We start from the raw sequence: 24854 nt of genomic DNA, 5'->3' as shown, positions 1-24854 counted from the left end.
TTCACCCGGGGACCCGTCGTGTGCGGCGGTTAGGGTCACGGCGTGACAGTGCTTCGTTCCCTGGTGTTGTTCGTGCTGGCCGCCCTGGCCGAGATCGGTGGCGCGTGGCTGGTCTGGCAGGGGTGGCGGGAGCAGCGTGGCCTGTGGTGGATCGCCGCGGGAGTGGTCGCGTTGGGCTGTTACGGCTTCGTGGCGACGTTCCAGCCGGACGCGAACTTCGGCCGGATCCTGGCCGCGTACGGCGGGGTGTTCGTGGCGGGCTCGTTGGGCTGGGCGATGGTGGTGGACGGGTTCCGCCCGGACCGCTGGGACCTGACAGGTGCCGGGCTGTGCCTGCTCGGCGTCGCGGTCATCATGTACGCCCCGCGCGGTGGTTCTGCCTGACCCGGCACCTGCTCCGCTCTTCCACGTGCGCCCCCGACGGCCGCCGCAATCGCGGGGCAGTGAGCGTTCTTCGCGTCTGCGATGATTCGCGGCGTGATCCGACCCCGGCTTCGTCCGTTGTGGTGTGGCGTACTGGTCGCGGCGGCCGTTTTCGGCGGTGTCGGGTGCACGGCGTCCCGAGTGCCACCGCCGGATCAGCCGATCTTCGTCGGCTCGTCGGCCATGCCATCGGGCAGCGCCACCGCCACCGCCTCGCCGACGCCGAGCGTTTCCGGCCGGCCGCAGGGCGCTCCGACGTCGACGGGTCCTGGTGCGCCGCCGGTTGTCCCGACGCCTGTGGTTCCGACCGTCCCCGGTGCGTCGCGGGTGGGGACCAGGGCGCCGGTGGTCGATCACGGGCCGCGTACGGGTGACAAGGTCGCGTTGACGTTCGACGCGGACATGACCGACGGAATGCTGGCCAATCTGCGCGCCGGCCGGGTGACGTCGTACGCGAACCTGCGCATCCTGGACCTGCTGGAGCGGGAGCGGGTGCCGGCGACGTTCTTCCTGACCGGCAAGTGGGTGCAGCGGTACCCGGACGTGACCCGGCGGATCGCCGGTAATCCGCGCTTCGAGTTGGCCAACCACACGTACGGGCACGCGGCGTTCACCGCCGACTGTTACGACCTGCCGCGGTTGCCAGTCGACGAGTTGGCCGGTGATGTGGCGAAGACGTTCGAGGTGATCGCGCCGTACGGGGGTCGGCAGACCCGGTACTTCCGCTTTCCGGGGCTCTGCCACGACGCGGCGGCGCTGGACGCGCTGGCGCCACTGGGTGTGACTGTCGTCGACGGTGACGTGGTGAGCGGCGATCCGTTCGCGAAGGCGTGGAAGCCCCTGGTGCGCGCGGTGCTGGACCACGCACGCCCGGGGTCGGTGGTGATCATGCACGTGACCGAGGCGAACGCGGCGATGACCGATGAGGCGTTGCCGCACATCCTGGCTGGGCTGCGGGCGCGGGGGTTGGTGCCGGCGCCGTTGTCCGAGGTGCTGGCCGAGGGCTGAGGCTCAGTTCTCCCGCTCGCCGGCATCCGCGCCTGACTGCGCGGGTTGTCACGGTTGTCGTCGCGGTGGACATGGACTGGACGTGAGCTCAGGGACAGAGCATGACGAGGACCGCTTCCGGCGGGTCTACGCCGAGGACTTCGATTCGCTGTTGGCGTACGCGCTGCGGCGGGTCGCGCACCCGGAGGACGCGGCGGACGTCGTCGCGGAGACCTTCCTGGTGGCGTGGCGGCGCCGTCGGGACCTTCCGGCCGGCGGGGAGGCGCGGTTGTGGCTGTACGGGGTGGCCCGGCGGGTGTTGGCCAACCAGCACCGTGGTGGTGTTCGCCGGCAGCGTCTTGGTGAGCGGTTGCGTCAGCAGATCGTCGCGTCGGTCGCCGATCCGGGGAGTGAGGTGCCGGAGCGGCTTGCCGTTCGGGTGGCGTTGGCTGGTCTGGCTGAGGTGGACCGGGAGGTGCTGATGCTCACCGTCTGGGAGGGGCTGCGGCCGCATGAGGCGGCTGCGGTGCTGGGGGTGGGGCCTGCGGTGGTCCGGACTCGGCTGGCGCGGGCGCGGGCGCGGTTACGAGGGCTGGTCGGTGACGATCCGGGGCCGCCCGGACATGTGCTCGATGTGCTGACCGCATCCACCCGGAAGGAGGACAGGTGACGAGTGCAGAGCGCGTGGACCGGCTGGTTCGCGCTGCCGACCCGGCCCGGCCCGAGGTGATCGGGTCACTCGGCGGGGTGAAGCAGAGCCTCCTGGAGGAGATCATGTCTGAGCCGATGGTGGAGCGTGTCGTCGAGGTTCCCCGGCGGCGGTTGCGGGTGCGTCGCTTCGCCGGTGTCGTGACGGCGGCCGCTGTCCTGGTCAGTGTGGTGCCGGCGTCCATCGTGCTGCGGGGGTCTTCGGAGGGCGGTGGGGTCTCTCCCATCGTCAGCGCCGACGCTCAGGTGGTCTATCCGCCGGTGGCGATGGCGGTTGCGGAGAGGAACCCGCGGCTGCTCATCGACCGCCCGGGTTGGGTGGTGAGCACGGTTTCGGAGTTCGAGGAGGACCACGGCAGCATCGCGTTCCGCAGGGGTGGGCGTGAGCTGGAGATGACCTGGTATCCGGCTACCGGTTACGCGGACCGGTACGCCGACCGGCGGCACGTTGGTCCCGCGAAGTCGGTGCGGGTCGACGACTGGCCGGCTGAGGTTTTCCAGTATCTCAGCGGCGATTTCTCGGTCCTGTCGCGTCCTCGTGACGGGATGTTCGTGGAGATGCGTACCTCCGAGGGCTGGTCGCGTAAGGACCTGGATCGGGTTCTCGCGGACATCGTTCGGGTAGATGCGCGGACGTGGTTGGCCGCGCTTCCGGCAGAGATGATGAGGCCGGTGGGGGAGCGGGCAGCGGAGGTGCTCGTCGGTGTGCCGCTGCCGCCCGGGTTCGATGTGGCCGCGCTGGACGACATCAGTGTGCGTGACGGGTACCACTTCGGTGTGGGTGTGACGTCCCGGGTGGGGTGCGGGTGGATCGCGGAGTGGCAGCGGGCGAGGGCGAGCGGGGACGAGGCTGCGGTGCGGCGGGCGGCTGACGCGCTGCACGGGAGCCATGGGTGGCGGGTGCTGCGGGACATGGACGCGGCCGGTGACTGGCCGGAGGTGTTCTGGGAGTACGCCGACGAGGTCGCGGCGGGGACGTTGCCGGCGGGTTATGTCCAGGGCTGGGACTGCCGGTGACGGGGGCGGCGACACCCCGGGGAGGCGTTGTACGCGAACCTGCGCATCCTGGACCTGCTGGAGCGGGAGCGGGTGCCGGCGACGACGTTCTTCCTGACCGGCATCGCGAAGGCGTGGAGGTCCCTGGGTGCGCGCGGTGCTGGACCACGCACGCCCGGGGTCGGTGGTGATCATGCACGTGACCGAGGCGAACGCGGCGATGACCGATGAGGCGTTGCCGCACATCCTGGCGGGCTGCGCGCGCGGGGGTTGGTGCCGGCGCCGCTGTCCGAGGTGCTGACCGGCGGCTGAGGCTCAGCCTTCCGGCTCGTCGTCGACGGTCAGGACGATCTTGCCGCGCCGGGATCCGTGCTCGGATGTCCGGTGTGCGTCGGCCGCCTTCGTGAGGGGGAAGACCGCGTCGATCGGCACCCTGAACCGGCCCTTGGTGAACAGTTGGGCTGCGGCGGGCAGGCCGTGGCGGCCGTCGGGTTCGCCGGCCAGTTGTCCCATGGAGAGGCGGACGCCGTGGGTGGGGGCGGTGAAGTCGGCGAGGGTGACGACCGCTGTGGGGTCGCCGGTGAGGTGGAGCAGTTCGGTCAGGGATCCGGCGCCGGCGACGTCGAGGGCGCGGTCGATCCGGGTGACGCCCAGGGCGTCGAGGCGGTTCGTGAGGTCGGGGCCGTAGGTGACAGGTGTCGCTCCGAGCTGGCGGAGGAGGTCGTGGTTGTCGGCGCGGGCGGTGCCGATGACGTGGATGCCGCGGGCGGTGGCGAGTTGGACGGCGATGCTGCCGACCCCGCCGGCGGCGCCGTCGACGAGGATGGTCATGCCGGGGCGTGGGTCCAGCAGGTCGAGGGCCCGGGTGGCGGTTTCGATGCTGGTGCCGGCCGCGCCCGCCTGGGTCCACGGCATGGTGGTGGGTTTGTGCGCCCAGTGCTGTAGTACGGCGAACTGTGCGCTCGCGCCGCCGAGTCTGGCCAGTTCGACGATGCCGAAGACGTGGTCGCCGAGGGTGACATCGTGGACGTCGTCGCCGATCTTGTCGACGGTGCCGGCCGCGTCGACGCCGGGGATGTGTGGCAATGGCAGTCGGGCGCTCATCGGGGTGCGGCCGGAGCGGAGGCCGACGTCGACGGGGGAGACGCCGGCGGCGTGGACGCGGATGCGGATCTGGCCGGCTCGGGGTTGTGGCGCGTCGGTGGTGCCGAGGTGGAGGACGTCGGGACCGCCGAAGCGGTCGTACTGCATGGCGAACATCGGGGCGCTCCTGTGCCTGGGTGACGTGGTGATGGTCGTACCGTAGGTCGGAAACGGAGCAGCCGTTCCGCTGTGGGGTCAAGTGAGAGGAGGGCCGGGTGGAGATGTCTCGGATGCGGCGGGCTGATGCCCGGTCGAACCGCGATCGGCTGGTGGCGGCGGCTCGGGAGGCATTCGCGTCGGCGGGGCTTGAGGTGCCCATGCGGGAGGTGGCGCGACGCGCGGGGGTTGGTGTGGCGACCCTGTATCGGCATTTTCCGACGCGTACGGAGTTGGTCGCCACGGTGCTCGTCGAGCGCGTCGAGGAGTGTGGTGTGCGGATGCGCCGCGCGCTCGACGACCCGGATGCGTGGCGGGCGTTGTCCGGCACGGTGCGCGAGTTCGCCGATCGGCAGGTGCATGATCGGGTGCTCAACGAGGCGTTGTTGGGGCCGAGTGAGTTCGCTGCGGCGTTCCAGGTGGAGCGCCGGGAGCACGCGCGGGCGTTGGACGTGTTGGTTGCCCGGGCTCGGGCGGCGGGTGTGCTGCGCGATGGTGTGGACGTGGACGATGTCCGGGCTGGGCTGCTGGCCATCGCGTCGCTGCGGCGGTTGCCGGCGGAGACGAGTGCCCGGGTGATCGGTAGGGTCGCGGGTCTCGTGCTCGCCGGTATCCGTGCGTGACCGGTGCGGCCTGTTCCGGTTGGGGCGGTGCACCGGCTGGTCGAGCGGCTGTGGAGTGTTACGTCGGTGGTCGGGTGAGTTTGGCGGCCACGGCGTCGAGGACCCAGTCCAGGCCGGTTGCGAAGGATGCCTCGGCGGTTATCTCAAGGGCGTCGTGTACGGCCTTGGTCAGCGTCGGGAAGCGGCCGGTGGCCAGCATTGTCGTCACGTGTGGGCCGTTGGCGCGCTGCCAGTCGCGCTTGGACTGGCCGGTGGCGCGTTCGGCCCGTAGGTTGGCGATTTCGCGTCTGATGGCGCCGGTGACGTAGGCGCTGACGGTTTCCGCGGCGCGCATGATGGTGTCGATATCGGCGAGGCCGTCGAGGGCGGCCAGCGTGGCCTCGGTGACGGCGAGGCCGTGTGGGCCCAGGGTCGGGCGGCCGCCGAGCAGGTCGGCCAGCCAGACGTGGCGCAGAGCGGCCTGCCTGGTGCGGTGGGCGAGGATGCGCAGCGCCTCCCGCCAGTCGGTGGGTTGCTCCGGGGGGAGGATTTCGGCGTTGACCTCGTCGATCATGAGGTCGAACAGTTCGTCCTTGGTGGTGATGTATCCGTACAGCCGCATCGGGCCTGCCTTGAGCCGGGCGGCGACCTTACGCAACGACACCGCTTCCAGGCCGCCTTCGTCGGCGAGCGCGATGGCGGCGGCGATGATCTGCTTCCGGTCGAGTGGCACGGGGGGAGTCGGCGGCGTGGGCCGGTCCCACACGGTCATGGTTTCTCCCTGCTGTTGCGATGCATTGTACGGCGGCGATACGGTGTATCGCTATGAGACACCGTATCGCTGTGGTGGGGGGTGGCCCTGGCGGCCTCACCTTCGCCCGTGTCCTGCACCGTCACGGCTACCCCGTCGCCGTCCTTGAGCGGGACTCCGCGCCCGACTCCCGTCCTCCGGGCGGCACGCTGGACCTGCACGAGGGGCTGGGCCAGCTGGCACTGGAGAAGGCGGGGCTGGTGGCGGAGTTCCAGGCGCTGTCTCGTCCCGAGGGGCAGGCCATGCGGATCCTGGACACCGCGGGGACCGTTCTGCGGGACTGGCGGCCCGGTCCGGATGAGCGGGCCAATCCGGAGATCGACCGCGGGCAGCTACGGGACCTGCTGCTCGGCTCTCTCGACGTGCGGTGGGGGCGGGAGGTGGCGCGGGTGGTGCCGGAGGCGGGGGACGGGGTGGTGGTTCACTTCGCGGACGGGCGGCAGGAGACGTTCGATCTCGTGGTGGGCGCGGACGGGGCCTGGTCCCGGGTCCGCCCGGCGGTCTCGCCGGTGACGCCGCAGTACACAGGCGTGACCTCGGTCGAGACCTCCCTCGACGACGTCGACACCCGCCACCCCGACCTCGCCCGGCTGATCGGCGACGGTTCGGTGGCCGTGTACGGCGTGAACCGGTCTCTGGTGGCCCAGCGCAACAGCGGCGGTCACGTCAAGGTGTACGTCAAGTTCCGCGCGCCGCTGGATTGGCACGCGGATGTGGACCTGGCGGACGTGGAGGCCGCGCGATCGAGTCTTCTGGCGCTGTTCGACGGCTGGGCGGCTCCGGTCCTCGACCTGCTCGGCCACGGCGGCGCCTTCGTGCACCGGCCCATCTTTGTCCTGCCCGAGTCCCACACCTGGGCCCACGTCCGCGGGGTGACGCTGCTGGGCGACGCCGCCCACCTGATGCCACCGTTGGGGGCGGGCGCGAACCTCGCGATGCTCGACGGTGCGGAGCTCGCGGAGTCCATCGCCGCCGACCCGGACGATCTGGACGGGGCCGTGGGCGCCTTCGAGGAGCGGATGTCGGCGCGGGCCGGCAGGTGGGCGAGGATCACGACGGCCGGTCTGGAACGCCTCGTGAGCCCGGACCCCGCCGACGCCGTCGCCCTGTTCGACGAGGTCCAGCGATCCTGACTGGCGGGAGGAAGAGCGCCCGGGTCAGTCGTCGCGGTGGTCGTTCCACCACTGCTGGCCGTCGGCGGGCAGGGTGTCGATCGGGTCGTAGTAGGCGTAGCGCTTGTTGAGCGCCTCCAGGTCGGCGGACTCGATGGAGGTGCGGTAGTTCTTGGTCCAGTAGGAGATGCCGCGGTCACGGTCGTAGTCGGTGAGCATGTGCACCCAGCGCTTGCCGACGAAGGGCACGTCGCAGACGATCCGTGGGGTGGCGTAGCCGGGCAGGTAGCCCATGATGTCGTGCTGGAGCTGCTGGGCGTGCCAGACCGGGACGCGCCAGTGTTCGGCGTTGGGGATCATGTCGCACATGTAGAAGTAGTACGGCAGGATTCCGGCTTCGCCCTGCAGCGCGAAGCAGAGGTCGAGCAGTTCCGGGGTGGTGGCGTTGACGCCGCGCATGAGGACGCCCTGGTTGCGGACGTCGCGGACGCCGACGTCGAGGGCGGTCTGGGCGGCCTTGGCGACCAGTGGGGTGAGCGACTGGGCGTGGTTGACGTGGGTGTGGATGGCGAGGTTGACGCCTCGGCGTCCGGCGGTGCGGGCGACGCGTTCCAGGCCCTCGACGACGTCGGGTTGCAGCCAGTGCTGGGGGAGGCCCATGAGGGCCTTGGTGGCGAGGCGGATGTCGCGGACCGTCTCCAGTTCCAGCAGGCGCATGAGGTACGACTCGAGGTTGCGCCACGGGACGTTTGCCACGTCGCCGCCGGAGACGACGACGTCGCGGACGCCGGGGTGGGCCTTGAGGTAGGCGATGTGGGCGTCGTAGCGGTCGACGGGCTTGAGGGTGAGCTTGAGCTTGTCGACGGCGGGGGTGGAGTTGCCGACCAGGTCCATGCGGGTGCAGTGGCCGCAGTACTGGGGGCAGGTGGAGAGCAGTTCGGCGAGGACCTTTGTGGGGTAGCGGTGGGTGAGGCCTTCGGCGACCCACATGTCGTGCTCGTGGAGGCTGTCGCGGCTGGCGTAGGGGTGTGAGGGCCAGTCGGTGCGTCGGTCGGAGGCGACCGGGATCATGTAGCGGCGGATGGGGTCGGCGAGCAGCGCCTCGGTGGTGAGGGTCGCGAACGGCACCATCGTGTTGATCATTTGTGGTGGCACCAGCATGGACATGGTGGCCAGGGCCGCCTGGTCGGCCTCGAGGTCGGCGTAGAAGGTGTCGTCGATGAGGTCGCCGAAGACGGCGCGGAGCTGCTTGGTGTTCTTGACGCAGTTGACGCGCTGCCACTGGGCGGATTCCCACTGGTCGCGGGTGACGTGGCGCCAGCCGGGGAAGCGGGTCCAGTCGGGTTCGACCAGGGGGCGGCGGTGGTATTCGTAGGGCTGCCCGGCGGTCGGGGCGTGACGGGGTGGAGGGATGGTCTCCACCGGTTGGGTCTGGGTCACGGCCCCTCCTCGGTGCTGCTGCTGATCATCGAAGCCCGAAGGCTACTGGAAAATATTCGGTACAGAAACTAGTCTGCCGTAAGTTTTCCCGTTACGCGAGCCCTGGCCGGGGCTTCGAGCGGCTGGACAGGGGAGGTCGGCGTGACGTCACCGGTGGGACTGCATCGCGTCGTGCAACCGGCGGGGGTGCTGCCGCAGGCGGCGTGGCGGCTGGACGCGTCCGCCGCGATCGCGACGAACGAGGTGCGCATCCGGGTGCAGCGGCTGAACCTGGACGCGGCGAGTTTCCGGCAGTTGTCGGAGAAGCACCGTGGCGACGGGGACGTCGTACGCGCCGAGGTGCTGGAGATCATCTCCACGCGGGGGAAGATGCAGAACCCGGTGACCGGCTCCGGCGGGATGCTGATCGGCACTGTCGAGGAGGCCGGTCGGCGGTCCCCGCTCGGGCTCAGGGCGGGGGAGCGGGTCGCCACTCTTGTGTCGTTGACGTTGACGCCGCTGGTGATCACCGATGGGTTGGCCCGGTGGGACGGGCGCAGCGAGCAGGTGCCGTGCGACGGGTGGGCGATCCTGTTCGCGCGGTCCATCGCCGCGGTGCTGCCCGACGACGAGGATCCGCAGTTGTCCCTCGCCGTGCTGGACGTGTGCGGGGCGCCGGCGCTGACGACGCGGGTGGTGTCGCGCTACGTCGAGGAGCGCCGGCGTACCGGTGATCCGACGCCGGTGCGGGTCGCGGTGATCGGCGGGGCCGGCAAGAGCGGGTCGCTGTCCCTCGCCGCGGCGCGGCGGGCGGGCGCCGCGCGTACCGTCGGGGTGGTGCCGGTGGCGGCGGAGCGCGACGCGCTGACGGCCGCCGGGCTGGCGTCGGTGGTGGCGTTGGCCGACGCGCGTGACCCGGTCGGGTTGTCCACGGCGGTGACCACCGCGCTGGGCGCCCCGGCGGACGTGACTGTGGTGTGCGTGGACGTGCCGGGGTGTGAGCACGGCGCGGTGCTGGCCACCGCGGACGGCGGCACGGTCATCTTCTTCTCGATGGCGACGAGCTTCTCCGCGGCGGCGTTGGGCGCGGAGGGGTTGGCGGCGGACGTGACGATGCTGGTGGGCAACGGGTACGTGCCGGGGCACGCGGAGTTGGCGTTGGGGCTGCTGCGGGCCGAACCGGGAGTGCGTCAGCTGTTCGCGGCGCGGGTCGCGGCAGACTGAGAGTCATGACGAACCCCTCGACGTTGTACCGCGGCGGCGTGCTGCACTGCCCCGCCGACCCGAGCGCCACCGCGCTGCTGGTGTCCGGTGGGCGGATCACCTGGTTGGGCGTCGACGGTGACGCGCCGCCGGCCGACCGGGTGGTGGACCTGGGTGGGGCGCTGGTGACGCCGGCGTTCGTCGACGCGCACGTGCACGCCACCGACACCGGGTTGGCGTTGTCCGGGCTGGACCTGTCCGGGGTGCGCTCGGCGGGGCAGTTGCTCGACGCGGTGGCCGGGTTCGCGGCGGGGCTGCCGGCGGACGCGGTGGTGCTGGGGCACGGCTGGGACGAGTCGGGTTGGTCGGATGCGACGTTGCCGGACGCGACGGCGTTGGACCGGGCCGCGGGTGGCCGGCGGGCGTACCTGTCGCAGGCGTCGATCCACTCGGCGTTGGTGTCGTCGGCGTTGCTGGCGGCGTCCCCGCAGGTGGCGCGGGCCGCCGGGTATGACGCGTCGGGCTGGTTGCGGCGCGACGCGCACCACGTGGTGCGAGCGGCGGCGCAGGGGTCGGTGACGCGGGCGCAGCGGGTCGCCGCGCAGCGGGTCGCTCTCGCGCACGCGGCGTCGTTGGGTATCGCGGCGGTGCACGAGTGCGGCGGCCCGGAGATCTCCGACGAGGAGGACTTCACCGGGCTGCTGCGCATCTCCGGGGCGGGGTTGCCGGAGGTGTACGGGTACTGGGGTGAGCTCGGTGGTGCGGCGCGTGCCCGGGAGTTGGGCGCGGTGGGCGCCGGCGGGGACCTGTTCGCCGACGGGGCGTTGGGGTCGCGTACGGCCCACGTGTCGCAGCCGTACGGCGACGGCGACGGTGACGGCTGCGGGCACGGGTACCTGTCGGCGGAGCAGGTGCGCGATCACCTGCTGGACTGCGCGGCGCACGGCCTGCAGGGCGGGTTCCACGCGATCGGGGACGCGGCGATCGGCACCGTGCTGGACGGGTTCGCGGCGGCGGCGGCGACGCTGGGCGTGGAGCGGCTACGCGCGGCACGGCACCGCATCGAGCACGCGGAGATCATGAACAAGTCGATGATCGCGCGGTTCGTGGAGTACGGGATCGTGGCGAGCATGCAGCCGGCGTTCGACAGGTTGTGGGGCGGCGCGGGCCGGATGTATGAGGCGCGGCTGGGGTTGCAGCGGTCGTTGGAGTCGAATCCGATGGGCGCGATGCACTCGGTGGGTGTGGCGTTGGCGTTCGGGTCGGATTCGCCGGTGACGGCGCTGGACCCGTGGGGGTCGGTACGGGCGGCGGCGTCGCACCACAACCCGACGCAGCGGATGGGTGTGCGTTCGGCATTCGCGGCGCACACCCGGGGTGGGTGGCGGGCGGTGCACCTGGACGTCGAGGGCGTCCTGGCGCTGGGTGCGCCGGCGACGTTCGCGGTGTGGTCCACGCCGGCCGGGGTGGAGCGGGGCCTGCCGGTGCTGCTGGCCGAGGACCCGGAGCTGCGCGGTCCGCAGGACCCGACGCCGCTGCCGGTGTGCCGGCGGTTGGTGCTGCGCGGTGAGGTCATCTACGAGGAAGGGTCGCCGTGAGCGAGCGTGTGAACGATGTGGCGGGGGCGACGGCGTGACCGGCAAGCTTGATCTTGATCCGGTGTTGGTGGCGCGGGCGCGGGAGCTGGCGCGCCGGGCCGGGCAGCCGGTGGTCGACCTGGCGCGCAGCCACACGACGGTGTCGGTGGAGCGGGCGGTGCTGCGGCTGGCCGGGGTGAGCGGCGCCGACCCGGACGGCATTCCGTGGGTGAACCGGCTCGTCGACGCGGTCGTCGCGGACGTCGGGTTGGGGCACGGGGTGGCGGTGCCGGTGTTCGACGCCCTGGCCCGCGAGGGGATCACCGATGTGACGTTGCTGGCGCAGAAGGCCGCCGCCGGGTCGGTGCGGTTCGCGCTGCCCACCGGCCGGGCCGCGACGGCCGCCCGGTCGGCGGCGCGCAAGGCCGTCGGCGCGGGGATCCGGCGCATCGACAGGCGGCGCGCGGAGCGCGACCGGCTCATCAAACGGCACGGTGACCCGTTGCAGCGGCCGTGGATCTACCTGATCGTGGCGACGGGTGACATCTACGAGGACATCCCGCAGGCGCAGGCCGCCGCCCGGGCCGGCGCGGACGTCATCGCGGTGATCCGCTCCACCGGGCAGTCGCTGCTGGACTACGTGCCCGAGGGCGCGACCCGCGAGGGGTTCGCCGGCACGTACGCCACGCAGGAGAACTTCCGGCTGATGCGGGCGGCCCTCGACGACTCGTCGAAGGAGTTGGGCCGCTACGTGCGGCTGACGAACTACGCGTCGGGCCTGTGCATGCCGGAGATGGCGACCCTGGCCGGGCTGGAACGGCTCGACATGATGCTCAACGACTCGATGTACGGGATCCTGTTCCGCGACATCAACCCGATCCGTACGTTCGTCGACCAGCGGTTCTCGCGGCAGGTCCACGCCCGCGCGGGGATCATCATCAACACCGGTGAGGACAACTACCTGACCACCGCCGACGCGGTCGACGAGGCGCACACGGTGACGGTGTCGCAGCTGCTCAACGAGTTCTTCGCGCACGAGGCGGGCCTCGCGGACTGGCAGCTGGGCCTGGGGCACGCGTTCGAGATCAACCCGGAGGTGCCGGAGTCGTTCCGGCTGGAGTTGGCCCACGCGCTGCTGGCCCGGGAGCTGTTCCCCGACGCGCCACTGAAGTGGATGCCGCCGACGAAACACATGACCGGTGACGTGTTCCGGGGCAACCTGCTCGACGGGTTCTTCAACCTGGCGGGCGCGCTGACCGGTCAGGGCATCCTGCTGGTGGGGATGATGACCGAGGCGGTGGTGACGCCGTGGCTGTCGGACCGCGACATCGCGCTGCAGAACGTGCGCTACGTCCTGGGCGCGGCCGGTGGGCTGCACGAGGACTTCGTGCCCGCGCCGGGCGGGCTCATCCGCCGCCGCGCCAACCAGGTCCTCGGTGAGGCCCTGGACCTGTTGGAGCGCATCGGCGAGCAGACGCTGCTCACGGCCATCGCGCAGGGCACGTTCGGGATCATGAAGCGGCCCGCGGACCGCGGCAAGGGCCTGTCCGGGGTCGCCGCGCACGAGGCCGACTACTGCAACCCGGCCACCGACATCCTGGAAGGGCCGGCCGCATGAGCGCCGTCGAGACCGGCGCCACCGGCGCCGAGGAGAAGATCGTGCGGCCGTACGGGGACACCACCGGCGACGGGATGGTGCAGGTGTCGTTCACCCTGCCGGTGGCGCACGACAAGCGTGCCGAGGGCGCGGCGGTGCAGTTGGCCAACAAGATGGGCATCGACCCGGCGATGGTTGTGCACGCCAAAGGCATGGGCGACGGGTTCACGTTCTTCGTCGTCTACGGGCGGGTCAACCACCTGGTCGACGTGGGCGCGGTGCAGGTGGTGGAACGTGACTTCGCGCTGCTGAGCGCCAAGGAGGTCAACACGGTGGTCAAGCAGCGGCTGCGGCGCAAGCTGTCGGTGGTCGGGGCGTGCATCGGCACCGACGCGCACACCGTGGGCATCGACGCGATCCTCAACGTCAAGGGCATCGCGGGGGAGAAGGGCCTGGAGTACTACCGGGAGTTGAAGGTCACCAACCTGGGTGCGCAGGTGAGCGTGCCCGAGCTGGTGGAGGCGGCGAGGGTGGAGAAGGCCGACGCGGTGCTCGTGTCGCAGGTCGTCACCCAACGTGACGCGCACCTGCACAACACGCGGGAGATGTCCGCGGCGTTCCGGGAGGCGATGCCGGCGGGACGCCGACCCCTGTTGATCGTCGGCGGTCCCCGCTTCGACGAGTCGATGACCGACGAGTTGGGCGTGGACCGGATCTTCGGTCGCGGGACCACGCCCGGCGAGGTGGCCAGCTACCTCGTGCACGCCCTGATCACGCAGCGGAAGGCGAACGCATGACCGACACCAGGCTCGGGTTGACGGTGACGCACCGGCGGTACGTGCCGTACTCGCACGCCCACTACGCCGGCAACCTCGTCGACGGGGCGTACGCCCTGGGACTGTTCGGCGACGTCGCCACCGAGGTGTGCATCCGCACCGACGGCGACGAGGGCCTGTTCGCCGGCTACTCCGACGTGCGGTTCACCGCGCCGATCCACGCCGGCGACGTGGTGGAGGTGACCGCCCAGGTGTCGCGGGTCGGCAGTCGCAGCCGCACCCTGGAGTTGAGCTGCGCGGTGGTGTGCCGGGGCCGCCCCGACCGCTCCGCGTCCGCCGCCGAGGTCCTCGACCCGCCGATCGTGGCGGTCACCGCGACCGGCACCGTGGTCGTCCCCGCGACGTCGTGACCCTGGCGGTCTGCGCGGACGTCGGGTCCACGTACACCAAGGCAGCCGTGGTGGATTTGGCCGCCGGTGTGCTGGTCGGCGCGGCGGCCGCGCCCACCACGGTGGGCAGCGACGTGCTGCACGGCCTGGACGCCGCCGTCGCGGCGGCCACCGCCGGGCTCGGGGTCCGCGACGTGCCGTGGTACGTCTGCTCGTCGGCCGGTGGTGGGCTGCGACTGGCCGTGCTCGGCTACGAGGCCCTCGTCACCGCGCAGGCGGGCCGGCGGGTCGGGTTGTCCGCCGGCGCGCACGTGGTGCACGTCGCCGCCGGGCGGCTCGGCGCGGCCGACCTGACGGCGTTGCGGGCGGCCCGGCCGGACGTGGTGCTGCTCGTCGGCGGCACCGACGGCGGCGACGCCGACACGATCACCCACAACGCGACCCGCCTGGCCCGCGCCCGCTGGCGGGTGCCGGTGGTGTACGCGGGCAACGCCGACGTGCGCGCGGCCCTGACCGGGTTGCTGGACGCCGCCGGGGTGCCGGTCACCGGGGCGGACAACGTGCTGCCGCGCATCGGGGTGCTCGCCCCGGCATCGGCGCGCGCGGCCATCCGCGCGGTGTTCCTGCGCCATGTCATCGGCGGCAAACGACTGTCGAAGGGCACCCGTTTCGCGCGGCTGGTGCGAGCCGCCACGCCCGACGCGGTCCTCACCGGCGTCGAGGTGCTCGCCGACACCCTCGGCGGGGACCTCGCCGTCGTCGACGTGGGCGGGGCCACCACCGACGTGTACTCCGTGCTCACACCCGACGAGCGGGCCACCGGGCCGGGTCGGGAGGTCGCCGGCAGCCTGTGGCGGGCCCGTACCGTCGAGGGTGACCTGGGCATGCGGTGGAGCGCCCCCGGCGTGGTGCGCGCCGCCGTCGAGGAGCGGCTGCTCACCGCCGGCGAGGCCGACGACCTGACCGCCGCCGCCGACCGGCGCGCCGCCGACCCGGCGTTTTTGGCCGGCGACGACGCCGAGCGGGCCGTGGACCGACGCATCGCCACCCTCGCCGCGACGGTCGCGCTGCGCCGGCACGCCCGGGGCGCCGCCACCGGCGAGCGGGCCGGACGGGACCTGCGCGACGTACGGCTGCTGGTGGGCTCCGGTGGGGTGCTGCGGCACGCTCCACGCCCCGCGTCCGGGCAGGTTCTGGCGGCGGTCCTGGCCGATCACGCGGGCGGGTGGGCGCTGCCGCGTGCCGCCCGCGCGGTCGTCGACGTCGACTACGTGCTGGCCGCCGGTGGGTTGCTCGCCGACGAGCACCGGACGGCCGCGGGGGCGCTGCTGCGCCACCACCTGGGCACGCAGTGAGACACGCCGACCCGACACGCCGTGGCGCAACACACGACAGGCCGGGGGTGGGTTGACAGGAGACGGGGTGCAGCACGTACCGTCTTTGAGTCCTACCACGGGAAGCGGCTGTTGTTCGCTTCGTCCCTTCGTCCGCTGGCCGAGCGACATTTTTGAGCGTCATCGTCGCGGCGGCCAGGTCCAGCGGGCGGGGGTCGGCGGGGCGGCGCGAACCGGTCGCGGTTACCGGTGTACGGGCAGGGTGAGGTGCACGGCCAGTAGACAACGGCCCGGCGGGGGCAGCCAGTCCACCGCCTGGTCGGTCCGAAGGTCGGCGTGCCGCATCCTCGCCGCACCGGCCGGGGAGGGCCTGGGAGCATCGGGGCGCGGCGCGAGCCGCGCCCCGATTTCATGCCCGCCGGGTGGTGCGTCCCCGGCAGCCCGACACGGTCGACGTGCCCGCCGGCCAGGTAGCCTTCGCCAGGTGATCGAGGAAACACTGCGGTGACGACGCTGGACCGGGACGAGACCCACGCTCCGGCGGCCCCACCGAACCCGGTGCCCGTGGGTCGTCCGCTGCCGCTGAAGGTCGCCGCGCCGATGGCCGTCGCCGCCGGGCTGGCCCTGCTGCTGGCGTTCCCGCCGTACGGGGTGTGGCCGCTCGCGCCCGTCGGCGTGGCGCTGCTGGCCGCCGCCGCGCACCGGCGACGGTTACGCGCCGGCGCCGGCGTGGGCTTCCTCACCGGGGTGGCCCTGTTCGCGCCGCTGCTGGCCTGGACGAACCTGCACACCGGCTACCTGCCGTGGGTGCTGCTGTCGCTGCTACAGGCCGGCTACCTGGCGCTGCTCGGCGCCGCCACCGCCTGGGCGTCCCCGCTGGCCGACCGTGGCCGCTGGCAGTGGCCGGCGCTGACCGGCCTGCTGTGGGTCGGGCAGGAGGCGCTGCGCGACCGCACCCCCTTCGGCGGGTTCCCGTGGGGCCGGCTCGCGTTCACCCAGGACGACTCGCCGCTGCTGCGCCTGGCCGCGCTCGGCGGCGCCCCGCTCGTCACCTTCGCCGTGGCCCTCGCCGGTGGCCTGCTCGTCACCGCCGTCTGGCGGGGCTGGACGGCCCGCCGCGCCGCCCGGCCCGACTGGTGGCTGGCGGCGGCCGCACCGGCCGCCGCGGTCGTGGCGGTGGGCGCGCTGAGCGTCCTGACGCCCGTGGCCAGCGCCGGCGGCGGCAACGCCGTCACCGTCGCGATCGTGCAGGGCAACGTGCCGCGCCTCGGGCTGGACTTCAACGCCCAACGACAGGCGGTGCTCAACAACCACGTCGACGCCACCCTGGAGCTGGCCACGCGGGTCGCCTCCGGCGCGCAACGCCAACCCGACCTGGTGGTGTGGCCGGAGAACTCCAGCGACATCGACCCGCTGCGCAACCCCACCGCCGGCGCCCGCATCTCACAGGCCGCCGACGCGATCCGCGCGCCGATCCTGGTCGGCGCGGTGCTGCTCGGCCCCGGCCCGGGGCAGGTCCGCAACGCGGGCATCCTGTGGCGACCCGACACCGGCGCGGACATGGCGCAGCTCTACATCAAACGCCACCCGGTGCCGTTCGCCGAGTACGTGCCGCTGCGCGACATCGCCCGCATGGTCAGCGACCAGGTCGACCTGATCCGCAACGACTTCGTGCCCGGCAGCACCCCGGGCGTGGTACGCGCCGGCCCGGCCGTGCTCGGCGACGTCATCTGCTTCGAGGTCGCCTACGACGAGGTGGTCCGCGACACCGTCACCGGCGGCGCGCAACTGCTCGTGGTGCAGACCAACAACGCCACCTTCAACGCGGCCGAGGCCCGCCAGCAGTTGGCCATGGTGCGGCTGCGGGCCGTGGAGCACGGCCGGCCGGCGTTGATGGCCTCCACGGTCGGGGTGTCCGGGTTCGTCGCCCCCGACGGGCGGGTAAGCGACGCCACCGGGTTCAACACCCGGGAGGTCGTGGTGCGGCAGCTCCGGCTCGACAGCGGGCGCACCCTCGCCACCCGCCTCGGCTGGTGGCCGGAGGTCGCCCTCGCCGGGCTGGCCGTGGCCGCCCTGGCCGGCGCCGGCGTGCTGCGCCGCCGCCAGCGGGTGGTGCCCGGATAGCAGCAGCCGGTACGCCGGCGGGAGCGGAGGAACCGTGATCCAGGCGACCGATACGATCCGGCGTCCGGACGAGGTGCCCGGCGTGGGCCGGGTGCTGGTGGTGATCCCCACCTACAACGAGGCCGACAACATCGCGGCGATCGTCGGCCGGGTCCGCCGGGCCGCCCCCGCCGTGCGGATCCTCGTCGCCGACGACAACAGCCCCGACGGCACCGGCGCGATCGCCGACGCCCTCGCCGACGGCGACGCGCACGTGCGGGTGCTGCACCGCGAGGGCAAACAGGGCCTCGGCGCGGCGTACCTGGCCGGGTTCGGGTGGGCACGTGAGCGTGGCTACCACGCGGTGGTGGAGATGGACGCCGACGGCTCACACGCCCCGGAGGACCTGCCGGCGCTGCTGAGCGCCGCCCGCGACGCCGACGTGGTGATCGGGTCGCGGTGGACCAGCGGCGCGCGGGTCGTGAACTGGCCGCTGCGGCGGCTGCTGCTGTCGCGCTGCGGCAACCTGTACGCCCGTCTGGCGCTGGGGATGCCCGTGTCGGACGCCACCGGCGGGTACCGGGTGTACCGGATCAGCGCCCTGGACGCCATCGACCTGGGCTCGGTGTGCTCGCAGGGGTACTCGTTCCAGGTGGAGCTGTCGCGTCTCGCCCACCGGGCGGGGGTGCGGATCGTGGAGGTGCCGATCACGTTCGCCGAGCGGGAACACGGCGACAGCAAGATGAGCCCTCGCATCGTCGCCGAGGCGCTGTGGCGGATCACCCGCTGGGGTGTGCAGGACCGGCGCCAAGCCGTACGCCGGGGTCTGCACGGCACCCCCACCGGTCAGGTGCGGTGGCCGTGAGCGCGGCCGTGTCATGCTGGATGTGCGGTACGTGTCGGCGTGCCGCGGGATTGGCGATGAGGTGAGATGCGCCGAGGACTGAGGTTCGTGCCGGTCGCCCTGCTGCTGGCGGTGCTGCTGGAGTTGGCGGTGTTCGTCGCTGTGGGTCGGGCCGTGGGGTTCGGCGCGGCGGTGCTGCTGGTGTTCGCCGCGTCCCTGCTGGGGCTGGTGCTGCTGCGCCGCGAGGGAATGCGGGCCTGGCGGGGGTTCCGCACCGCCGCGCGGGCCGGGCAGCCACCGGGGCCGCAGGTGACCGACGGGCTCGTCGGGTTGGCCGGTGCCCTGTTGCTGGCGGCGCCCGGTCTGGTCAGCGGCCTGGTCGGGTTGTCGCTGATGGTGCCGCCGGTGCGTCGACTGGCCCGCTCCGGGGTGCAACGCGCCGCCGAGCGGCGGGTGTCGTCGATGGTCGCCGGTGACCTGTTCGGCCCACGTACGGTGCGGGTGCGCCAGGGCGCGCCGCAGCCGCCGCCGCGTCCGGAGCCGGAGCAGCCGGTGGTCGTCGACGGTGGCCGGGCCATCGAGGGTGAGATCGTGGAGCCCGGCCGCAACTGACGCCACGCACACACGACGGCGCCCCCGGGTCTCCCCAGGGGCGCCGTGTCGTGCGGGTGCGGCTCAGGCGCGGCCGCGGCGGGTCCGAACCTCCTGGAGGCGTTCGGCGAGGATGTCCTCGAGCTCGGCGATCGAGCGCCGCTCCAGCAGCATGTCCCAGTGGGTACGCGGCGGCTTGGCCTTCTTCTGCTCCGGCTCGCTGCCGTCGACGAGTCGGGCGACGCTGCCGTCGAACTTGCATTCCCAGGTCGTCGGGACCTCGGCGTCGACGGCGAACGGCACCTCGAACTGGTGGCCCTTGGCGCAGAGGTACTCGCGGGTCTGACGCGGCGCGAGCTCCGTGTTGCGGTCGGATTCGTAGCTGACCGCGCCGAGTCGGCTTCCGCGCAGCATACGCTCGCCCATGATCGACTTCCCCTCGTTCGTGGTGCTGGTCTTCTGGGTGTAACGGTGGGTTCCCGTCGCCCCATTCCCGCCCGAGGGCGTGAGGCGTCCACGGGTGAGCCGGACCCAAGGGTAGCCGGCCGAAACGGTGACGCCACGTCGGTGGCGTGTTGCGACTGCCACCGGGGATGTTAACCGCCCCGGCGCGGTCAAGGTTGCGCCGGCGTCGCACCCGGTTCGGAGGCGCCCGCCGCGGCAGGGGCAGCGGCGCCCAGCCGAGCCAGCGCCAACGCCAGGTCGCTGACCTGGTCGCCGAGCTGCGCCACCCGCCGCTGCGCCAGGTCACGGTCGGTCTCGGCGGCGTCGAGACGTACCGTCAGGGCGGTGAGCCGGCCCTCGGCGGTGGCCGCGGCCTGCCGGGCGGTGGTCAGGTCGGCGGCGAGGGCGTCGCGCTGCGCGGCCGCGGCGGTCAGCTCGGCGCGCAGCCGGACGGCCAGCTCGGCGGCCTCCTGCCGCGCGTCGTCGGCTTCGACGGCGGCGACCTGGGCGCGGTCGCGGGCCCGGTCGGCCTGTTCCCGGGCCCGGGCGGCGTCGGCGGCCTCGGCGCGGGCCCGCGCGGCGTCGGCGCGGGCCTGGTCGATCTGGCGGCGCACGTCCTGCACCTCGGCCTGCCACCGGCCGGCCCGCTCGGTCGCCTCGGCGGCGGCCCGGCTGGCCCGCTCGGCGTCGGCGCGCGCCGCGTCCCGCTCGACGCTCAGGTCGACCGCGCGCTGCCGCTCGGTGTCGCGCTCCGAGCGCAGGTCACGCACCTCGGCGCGGGCCTGGTCCCGGTCGCGTTCGGCCTGGGCGCGCAGCGCCTCGGCGGCGCTGACGTCGTGGCGCGCCTGATCGCGGGCGGTCTCGGCGCGCTGCGCCCGCTCGTCGGCCGCCGCGGCCTGACGTGCCGCCTGCTCGGCGCGCTGGCGGGCGTCGTCGGCCTCGACGCGCGCGCCGCGCGCCTGCTCACGGGCGCGCGTCGCCTCGGCGACCGCGGTCTCGGCGTCGTCGCGGGCCTCGTCGCGTTCGGTCTGCGCCGCCGCGATCTCGGCGGCGGTCTCCGCGCGAACCTGGGCGACCTGCCGCTGCACACCCACCGGCGACAGTTCGGCGTGCAACGCCTCGGTCAACGTCTCGACGATCTGGTCGAGACGGTCCACCGCCTCCCAGGTCCGGGCCACCTGACCGGGCAGGCCGGGAGCGTTGCGGTGGCGCATCCGACTGTTGCGCGAGGCGCGCTGGCAGGCGCCGTCGTTGTCGCGGCAGTAACGAAACGGGCGGCCCGCGCCGACACGCTGCGGCACCGGTGATCCACAGTGGGCGCACGGGCGGGTTTCGGTGGGGGTGAGCGGGGCGTCCATCGAGGGCGAAGTCTAGTGCCGGCCGCTCAGCTCGCGGCCCGGGCGGTCGTGTCCAGGGTGTAGCGGCGCTGCAGCAGCAGCGCCGCGAGCATCGCCGCCGCCGGCAGCAGCCCGAAGCCGTAGCGGACCGCCGCGAGCGCCGCGTCGGGCTGCGTCGGCGACTCACCCGCCGTCGACGCCACGAAACCGCCCACGGCCAGGCACAGGGCGTACACGTACGGGCCCAGGGCCGCACCGAGGGCCTCGGTGGCCGTCCACACACCGGTGTAGGTGCCGGCGCCGGTCGCGGCGGACGCGCGGATGACGTCGGGCAGCATCGAGAACGGCAACAGCTGCATGCCGGCGAACGCCACCCCGAGCACCGCCACCGCGGCCACCAGCACCGGCAGACCGGCCGGGCGGCCCACCGCCAGCACCAGCGACCCGAGCGCGAACGCGCCCTGCGCGCCGAGCAGCGCCCGTTGCTTGCCGACGCGGCGGGCCAGCAGCAACCACCCGGGCGTGACCAGCAGCGCCGGAGCGACGAACGCGGCCACCAGCACCGTGGTCAGGCCGGCGGCGCGCAGTTCGTACTCGGCGTAGTAGGGCACCCCGGCGAGGACGAGGTGGGTGGTCGTGGACATGGCCAGGTACGCGGCGACCAGCCAGCGGAACTGCCTGTCACGCAGGGCGGTGCGCAGCGTCCGCCACCCGCCGTGCCCCGCCGTCGTGGCGCCCGGCGCGGCGCCGCGCAGCCTTGCGGTGCCGGCGACGCCGACGAGCATGGCGGCCAGCATCCCGACGGCCAGGACCGCGCCCATCCGCTGGTAGCCGCCGCGGCTCGCCGCGTCGCCGCCGGTCAGCAGCGGGGCTACCAGCCCGGAGGCCAGGATGCCGAGGGTCAGCACGACCATCCGGAACGCCATCAGCCGGGTGCGTTCGTCGTAGCCGATGCGCAGGTCGGCCGGGGTGGCCAGGTAGGGGACCTGGTAGGCGGCGAACAGCAGGTTGCCGGCGACGAAGAACACCGCCACCCACGCGGCGGCAGGCGCGCCGGTCAGAGAACCGGGCACCGCGAAGAGCGCGGCGAACGCCACCGGCAGGGCGCAGCCCAGCAGCAGCAGCCGACGCCTGTCGCCGCGGCGGGCCTGCTCGACGTCTGCGCGGTGCCCCACCCACGGGTGCAGCAGCACGTCGGCGACCTTCGGCAGCAGCAGGGCGAGACCGGCCAGCCACGGCCCGACGGCCAGCACGTCGGTGAGGAAGTAGAGCAGCAGCAGGCCGGGCACTGTCACCCAGACACCCATGCCGAGCGAGCCGGCCGCAAAACCGGCCAGGGGACCGCGGGGCAGTGTCGCGTCGGTGGCGGCCGCGGGCCGCCGGTCGAGCCCGGTCATCGCCGCATCCTCTCCGCAATCCAACAGTTGCTGGATTCTAGGGGCACAATGGCGGCCATGACCATGCCCCGACGCCGCCCGGGTCGGCCCCGGCGCGACGAGACCCGACCGACACGCGAGGTGGTGCTCACCGCCGCCACCGCGCTGTTCGCCGAGCGCGGTTTCGACGCCGTCGGGCTGCGGGAGGTCGCCGCCGCCGCCGGGGTGGACGTCGCCACGGTCGCCCACCACACGGGTACGAAGGCGGCGCTCTACGAGGCGTGCTTCGCGCGGGTGTTCGCCGTCGAGCGGGAGGTCCTCACCGCCGCCGCCGAGCGGGCCCGTGCCGCCCTCGACGCCGGCCCGGACGCGGCGCGGCGGGCCCTGCACGACCTGGTCGACGTGTTCGTCGACTTCCTGCAGGACCACCCCGAGACCACCGCGCTGTGGCTGCGCCGCTGGTTGGAGCCGCAGCGGCACGCCGAGCTGGACCAGCGCTACGCCGAGCCGCTCTACCGGCTGGTGGCGGATCTGCTGACCACCGCAGCGGCGGCCGGCGCCCTCGCCGAGCCGTCCCCGCACATCACCGTGCGCAGCCTGGTCTGGGCGACACACGGGCACGTCGTGGCGTTGGCAGCGGGCGCGCCGGGCGCCCGGGAGCGGCGCGAGTTCCGGGCGTTCGTGCACCGCCTCCTCGACGGGCTGTACGGACCAGCGGCCCCTTGACGAGCCGCCCTCGCCCGACGATTATCCATCGGACGTTGGATTAGGTGGGGGGCGGCGATGCGGGCACGACCCAGGGTGGCGGTGATCGGCGCCGGCGCGGCCGGACTCGCCGCCGTCAAGGCACTGCGCGACGCCGCCGTCGCGGTGGTCTGCTTCGAGGCAGCCGACCAGGTCGGCGGCCTCTGGGTGTACGGGGCGCCCGACTCGCCCGCGTACCGCACGCTGCACCTGAACACCAGCCGGGGCCGCACCGAGTTCGCCGACCACCCGATGCCCGCCGACTGGCCCGACTACCCGGACCACACGCGCGTCGCCGGCTACCTGGCCGACTACGCCGACCGGTTCGGGCTGCGCGACGACATCCGCCTGCGGCACACGGTCGAGCGGGTCACCCGCAAACCCGACGGCACCTGGACGGTGGCCGCCACCGGGCCGGACGGGCTGGTCGAGGTCACCGTCGAGGCCGTGGTCGTCGCCAACGGCCACAACCGGGTGCCCCGGCTGCCCAGCCCCCCGTACCCGGGCACCAGCACCGCCGAGCAACTGCACAGCCACGACTACCGGGGTCCCGAGCAGTTGGCCGGCAAACGCGTCCTGGTCGTCGGGGGCGGCAACTCCGCGATGGACATCGCCGTGGACGCCTCGTACACCGCAGAGCGCACCCTGCTGTCGCTGCGCCGGGGCGTGTGGGTGGTGCCCAAGTATCTGCTGGGCCGCCCGTCGGACACGCTCAACGGCGCGCTGGCCCGCCGGCTGCCGTGGCGGCTGCGCCAGCGCATCAGCCAGACGATGCTCACCGCCACCGTCGGCAGCCCCGCCCGCTACGGGCTCCCCGCGCCGACGCACGGCTTTCTCCAGGACCATCCGACGCTCTCCGACGGGCTGCTGTCCCGACTGACCCACGGCGACATCGAGGCGCGCCCCGGCGTCGCCGCCCTCGACGGCGACCGCGTCGAGTTCACCGACGGTCGCGCCGAGCATGTCGACCTGATCGTCTGGTGCACCGGGTACCGGGTGGAGATCGGCTTCCTCGACCCCGAACTGCTCGGCGGCGGCGCCGACACCCTCCCGCTGTACCGGCACGTGTTCCACCCCGAGGCCCCCGGCCTGACGTTCGTCGGGCTGATGCAGTCCACCGGCTCCGCGTTCCCCCTGGTCGAGGCGCAGGCCAAGCTGATCGCCGCGCAGCTCGTCGGCCGGTACACGCTGCCCGACCCGGACCGGCAGCGGGCCGCCTGCCGCGCCGAACTGCGGGCGGCGACGGCCCGCTGGGGTCAACGCCGCCCGGCGATGCGTGTGGACTTCGACGCCTACCTGGCCGAGCTGACCCGGGAACTGACCTCGGGCGCCCGCCGCGCCGCGACGGCCGGAGCGGGCCGATGACGCACCTGATCGGCAGGCGGGTCCTCGTCACGGGCGCCAGCGGCACGTTCGGTCGGCATCTCGGCGCCGCGCTGCACGCCGCGGGCGCCCGGGTGGTGGGGCTGGACCTGCACGCGCGAGGAGACGTCGACAGGCCGGTGCTCGCCTGCGACCTGACCGATCCCGCGGCCGTACCCACGGCGGTACGCGCCGCCGTCGACCACCTCGGCGGCCTCGACCTGCTGATCAACAACGCCGGTGTCGGTGGCCCCGCCCCGGCCGAGCTGCCGCCCGACGAGGTGGTCCGCCAGCAGTTGGAGGTCAACCTGCTCGCCGCGTGGCGGACCACGGCCGCCGCGCTGCCCCCACTGCTCACCGCGCGCGGCCGGGTGATCTTCGTGGCCAGCCGGATGGCGGTGCTGCCGCTGCCGCTCGCCGCCGCGTACGGGGTCAGCAAGCGTGCCCTCGTCGCGTACGCCGACGCGCTGCGCCACGAGGTGGGCACCCACGTCGGGGTGAGCGTCGTCTACCCGAGCATGGTGGCCTCGCCGATCCACGACAGCACCGCCGAGGCCGGCCTGTCCCTGCGCGGAGTGTCCCGCCCGGAGCCCGTCGAGGGTGTCGTCGCCGCGATCCTGCGCGCCGCCACCGCCCGGCGGGCGCCCCGGGATGTGGCAACCACCCGACGCGGCCGGCTGGAGATGGCCGTCGGCCGGCACGCGCCCGCGCTGGCCGACCGGCTGGTACGCCGTACCCTCGCCGCCCGACTCGCCGCCGGTGACCTGGACGCCGCGCCGCTGGCAGCGGCGATGCTCCGCCGCCACCGGGGACGGTGACC

24 protein-coding genes are annotated in these 24854 nt (G+C 73.3%); 18 read left to right on the top strand and 6 right to left on the bottom strand.

Annotated features, from left to right (window positions below; translation table 11 throughout):
- Positions 1-42: 42 nt before the first annotated feature.
- The 4 genes from AB0K10_RS21845 (at position 43) to AB0K10_RS21830 (ending at position 3135) form a co-directional block, all read left to right on the top strand.
- On the top strand, positions 43-384 hold the full coding sequence (locus AB0K10_RS21845) for a YnfA family protein (protein ID WP_363686108.1): 342 nt from the start codon (positions 43-45) through the stop codon (positions 382-384).
- A 384-nt stretch (positions 385-768) separates the two neighbouring features.
- Positions 769-1431 (top strand): polysaccharide deacetylase family protein, encoded by a 663-nt coding sequence (locus AB0K10_RS21840; protein ID WP_363686106.1) that lies wholly within the window; start codon positions 769-771, stop codon positions 1429-1431.
- A gap of 82 nt (positions 1432-1513) precedes the next feature.
- Complete coding sequence (locus tag AB0K10_RS21835) at positions 1514-2080, top strand: RNA polymerase sigma factor (RefSeq protein ID WP_363686104.1); 567 nt, start codon at positions 1514-1516, stop codon at positions 2078-2080.
- Positions 2077-3135: a hypothetical protein gene (locus tag AB0K10_RS21830; RefSeq protein WP_363686102.1), complete on the top strand. Its 1059-nt coding sequence runs from the start codon at positions 2077-2079 to the stop codon at positions 3133-3135. The genes AB0K10_RS21835 and AB0K10_RS21830 overlap by 4 nt, the downstream gene beginning before the upstream one ends.
- Positions 3136-3429: 294 nt before the next feature.
- Here AB0K10_RS21830 and AB0K10_RS21825 read toward each other — a convergent pair whose 3' ends face one another.
- Positions 3430-4374: an NADP-dependent oxidoreductase gene (locus AB0K10_RS21825; protein WP_363686100.1), complete on the bottom strand. Its 945-nt coding sequence runs from the start codon at positions 4372-4374 to the stop codon at positions 3430-3432.
- A 104-nt stretch (positions 4375-4478) separates the two neighbouring features.
- Here AB0K10_RS21825 and AB0K10_RS21820 point away from each other — a divergent pair, with 104 nt between their 5' ends.
- The gene (locus tag AB0K10_RS21820) at positions 4479-5036 is read left to right on the top strand and encodes a helix-turn-helix domain-containing protein (RefSeq protein ID WP_363686187.1); all 558 of its coding nucleotides are present in this window, start codon (positions 4479-4481) and stop codon (positions 5034-5036) included.
- Between the two features lie 58 nt (positions 5037-5094).
- On the opposite strand, the gene AB0K10_RS21815 is transcribed toward AB0K10_RS21820, so the two are convergent.
- Complete coding sequence (locus AB0K10_RS21815) at positions 5095-5787, bottom strand: TetR/AcrR family transcriptional regulator C-terminal domain-containing protein (protein WP_363686098.1); 693 nt, start codon at positions 5785-5787, stop codon at positions 5095-5097.
- A 53-nt stretch (positions 5788-5840) separates the two neighbouring features.
- Between AB0K10_RS21815 and AB0K10_RS21810 the strand changes: the two genes are divergently transcribed.
- The gene (locus tag AB0K10_RS21810) at positions 5841-6959 is read left to right on the top strand and encodes an NAD(P)/FAD-dependent oxidoreductase (protein ID WP_363686096.1); all 1119 of its coding nucleotides are present in this window, start codon (positions 5841-5843) and stop codon (positions 6957-6959) included.
- Between the two features lie 24 nt (positions 6960-6983).
- On the opposite strand, the gene AB0K10_RS21805 is transcribed toward AB0K10_RS21810, so the two are convergent.
- Complete coding sequence (locus AB0K10_RS21805) at positions 6984-8378, bottom strand: lysine 2,3-aminomutase (RefSeq protein ID WP_363686094.1); 1395 nt, start codon at positions 8376-8378, stop codon at positions 6984-6986.
- 153 nt (positions 8379-8531) lie between these two features.
- On the opposite strand from AB0K10_RS21805, the gene AB0K10_RS21800 reads away from it, so the two are divergent.
- From AB0K10_RS21800 to AB0K10_RS21760, 9 genes are all read left to right on the top strand, one after another.
- Positions 8532-9581: a zinc-binding alcohol dehydrogenase gene (locus tag AB0K10_RS21800; RefSeq protein ID WP_363686186.1), complete on the top strand. Its 1050-nt coding sequence runs from the start codon at positions 8532-8534 to the stop codon at positions 9579-9581.
- Between the two features lie 5 nt (positions 9582-9586).
- The gene (locus AB0K10_RS21795) at positions 9587-11158 is read left to right on the top strand and encodes an amidohydrolase family protein (protein WP_363686092.1); all 1572 of its coding nucleotides are present in this window, start codon (positions 9587-9589) and stop codon (positions 11156-11158) included.
- Positions 11159-11192: 34 nt separating this feature from the next.
- The gene (locus AB0K10_RS21790) at positions 11193-12755 is read left to right on the top strand and encodes a lysine 5,6-aminomutase subunit alpha (RefSeq protein ID WP_363686090.1); all 1563 of its coding nucleotides are present in this window, start codon (positions 11193-11195) and stop codon (positions 12753-12755) included.
- The gene (locus AB0K10_RS21785) at positions 12752-13531 is read left to right on the top strand and encodes an OAM dimerization domain-containing protein (RefSeq protein WP_363686088.1); all 780 of its coding nucleotides are present in this window, start codon (positions 12752-12754) and stop codon (positions 13529-13531) included. The genes AB0K10_RS21790 and AB0K10_RS21785 overlap by 4 nt, the downstream gene beginning before the upstream one ends.
- Positions 13528-13920: a hotdog domain-containing protein gene (locus AB0K10_RS21780; RefSeq protein WP_363686086.1), complete on the top strand. Its 393-nt coding sequence runs from the start codon at positions 13528-13530 to the stop codon at positions 13918-13920. The genes AB0K10_RS21785 and AB0K10_RS21780 overlap by 4 nt, the downstream gene beginning before the upstream one ends.
- Positions 13917-15254, top strand: a complete 1338-nt coding sequence (locus AB0K10_RS21775; RefSeq protein ID WP_363686084.1) for a glutamate mutase L — start codon at positions 13917-13919, stop codon at positions 15252-15254. Before AB0K10_RS21780 ends, AB0K10_RS21775 begins: the two co-directional genes overlap by 4 nt.
- Positions 15255-15791: 537 nt before the next feature.
- Complete coding sequence (lnt, locus tag AB0K10_RS21770) at positions 15792-17357, top strand: apolipoprotein N-acyltransferase (RefSeq protein WP_363686184.1); 1566 nt, start codon at positions 15792-15794, stop codon at positions 17355-17357.
- Positions 17358-17391: 34 nt separating this feature from the next.
- Complete coding sequence (locus AB0K10_RS21765; RefSeq protein ID WP_363686082.1) at positions 17392-18201, top strand: polyprenol monophosphomannose synthase; 810 nt, start codon at positions 17392-17394, stop codon at positions 18199-18201.
- Between the two features lie 66 nt (positions 18202-18267).
- The gene (locus tag AB0K10_RS21760; RefSeq protein WP_363686080.1) at positions 18268-18792 is read left to right on the top strand and encodes an FxsA family protein; all 525 of its coding nucleotides are present in this window, start codon (positions 18268-18270) and stop codon (positions 18790-18792) included.
- A 63-nt stretch (positions 18793-18855) separates the two neighbouring features.
- Here AB0K10_RS21760 and AB0K10_RS21755 read toward each other — a convergent pair whose 3' ends face one another.
- From AB0K10_RS21755 to AB0K10_RS21745, 3 genes are all read right to left on the bottom strand, one after another.
- Complete coding sequence (locus AB0K10_RS21755; RefSeq protein WP_046564157.1) at positions 18856-19197, bottom strand: RNA polymerase-binding protein RbpA; 342 nt, start codon at positions 19195-19197, stop codon at positions 18856-18858.
- A gap of 188 nt (positions 19198-19385) precedes the next feature.
- On the bottom strand, positions 19386-20573 hold the full coding sequence (locus tag AB0K10_RS21750) for a hypothetical protein (protein WP_363686078.1): 1188 nt from the start codon (positions 20571-20573) through the stop codon (positions 19386-19388).
- A gap of 26 nt (positions 20574-20599) precedes the next feature.
- Entirely contained in the window at positions 20600-21949 is a 1350-nt protein-coding gene (locus AB0K10_RS21745; RefSeq protein WP_363686076.1) for an MFS transporter, read from the bottom strand.
- Between the two features lie 57 nt (positions 21950-22006).
- On the opposite strand from AB0K10_RS21745, the gene AB0K10_RS21740 reads away from it, so the two are divergent.
- Genes AB0K10_RS21740 through AB0K10_RS21730 form a run of 3 tightly spaced genes read left to right on the top strand, consistent with a single transcriptional unit; the run spans position 22007 to position 24852 of the window.
- On the top strand, positions 22007-22654 hold the full coding sequence (locus tag AB0K10_RS21740) for a TetR/AcrR family transcriptional regulator (RefSeq protein ID WP_363686074.1): 648 nt from the start codon (positions 22007-22009) through the stop codon (positions 22652-22654).
- 57 nt (positions 22655-22711) lie between these two features.
- Positions 22712-24037 (top strand): NAD(P)-binding domain-containing protein, encoded by a 1326-nt coding sequence (locus tag AB0K10_RS21735; protein ID WP_363686072.1) that lies wholly within the window; start codon positions 22712-22714, stop codon positions 24035-24037.
- On the top strand, positions 24034-24852 hold the full coding sequence (locus tag AB0K10_RS21730; protein ID WP_363686070.1) for an SDR family NAD(P)-dependent oxidoreductase: 819 nt from the start codon (positions 24034-24036) through the stop codon (positions 24850-24852). The genes AB0K10_RS21735 and AB0K10_RS21730 overlap by 4 nt, the downstream gene beginning before the upstream one ends.
- The last annotated feature ends 2 nt before the right edge of the window (positions 24853-24854 follow it).

Source organism: Micromonospora sp. NPDC049274 (genome assembly GCF_040678875.1).
Classification (GTDB): Bacteria; Actinomycetota; Actinomycetes; order Mycobacteriales; family Micromonosporaceae; genus Micromonospora.
This window is presented reverse-complemented; position numbering and strand designations above follow the sequence as displayed.

Bases quoted from the DNA above. Each gene is read 5' to 3' on its own strand.
- AB0K10_RS21760 (WP_363686080.1), top strand. From the start codon at position 18,268: ATGCGCCGAGGACTGAGGTTCGTGCCGGTCGCCCTGCTGCTGGCGGTG.
- AB0K10_RS21820 (WP_363686187.1), top strand. From the start codon at position 4,479: ATGTCTCGGATGCGGCGGGCTGATGCCCGGTCGAACCGCGATCGGCTG.
- AB0K10_RS21815 (WP_363686098.1), bottom strand. From the start codon at position 5,787: ATGACCGTGTGGGACCGGCCCACGCCGCCGACTCCCCCCGTGCCACTC.
- AB0K10_RS21735 (WP_363686072.1), top strand. From the start codon at position 22,712: ATGCGGGCACGACCCAGGGTGGCGGTGATCGGCGCCGGCGCGGCCGGA.
- AB0K10_RS21780 (WP_363686086.1), top strand. From the start codon at position 13,528: ATGACCGACACCAGGCTCGGGTTGACGGTGACGCACCGGCGGTACGTG.
- AB0K10_RS21745 (WP_363686076.1), bottom strand. From the start codon at position 21,949: ATGACCGGGCTCGACCGGCGGCCCGCGGCCGCCACCGACGCGACACTG.
- AB0K10_RS21740 (WP_363686074.1), top strand. From the start codon at position 22,007: ATGACCATGCCCCGACGCCGCCCGGGTCGGCCCCGGCGCGACGAGACC.
- AB0K10_RS21755 (WP_046564157.1), bottom strand. From the start codon at position 19,197: ATGGGCGAGCGTATGCTGCGCGGAAGCCGACTCGGCGCGGTCAGCTAC.
- AB0K10_RS21810 (WP_363686096.1), top strand. From the start codon at position 5,841: ATGAGACACCGTATCGCTGTGGTGGGGGGTGGCCCTGGCGGCCTCACC.
- AB0K10_RS21750 (WP_363686078.1), bottom strand. From the start codon at position 20,573: ATGGACGCCCCGCTCACCCCCACCGAAACCCGCCCGTGCGCCCACTGT.
- AB0K10_RS21730 (WP_363686070.1), top strand. From the start codon at position 24,034: ATGACGCACCTGATCGGCAGGCGGGTCCTCGTCACGGGCGCCAGCGGC.
- AB0K10_RS21795 (WP_363686092.1), top strand. From the start codon at position 9,587: ATGACGAACCCCTCGACGTTGTACCGCGGCGGCGTGCTGCACTGCCCC.
- AB0K10_RS21785 (WP_363686088.1), top strand. From the start codon at position 12,752: ATGAGCGCCGTCGAGACCGGCGCCACCGGCGCCGAGGAGAAGATCGTG.
- AB0K10_RS21825 (WP_363686100.1), bottom strand. From the start codon at position 4,374: ATGTTCGCCATGCAGTACGACCGCTTCGGCGGTCCCGACGTCCTCCAC.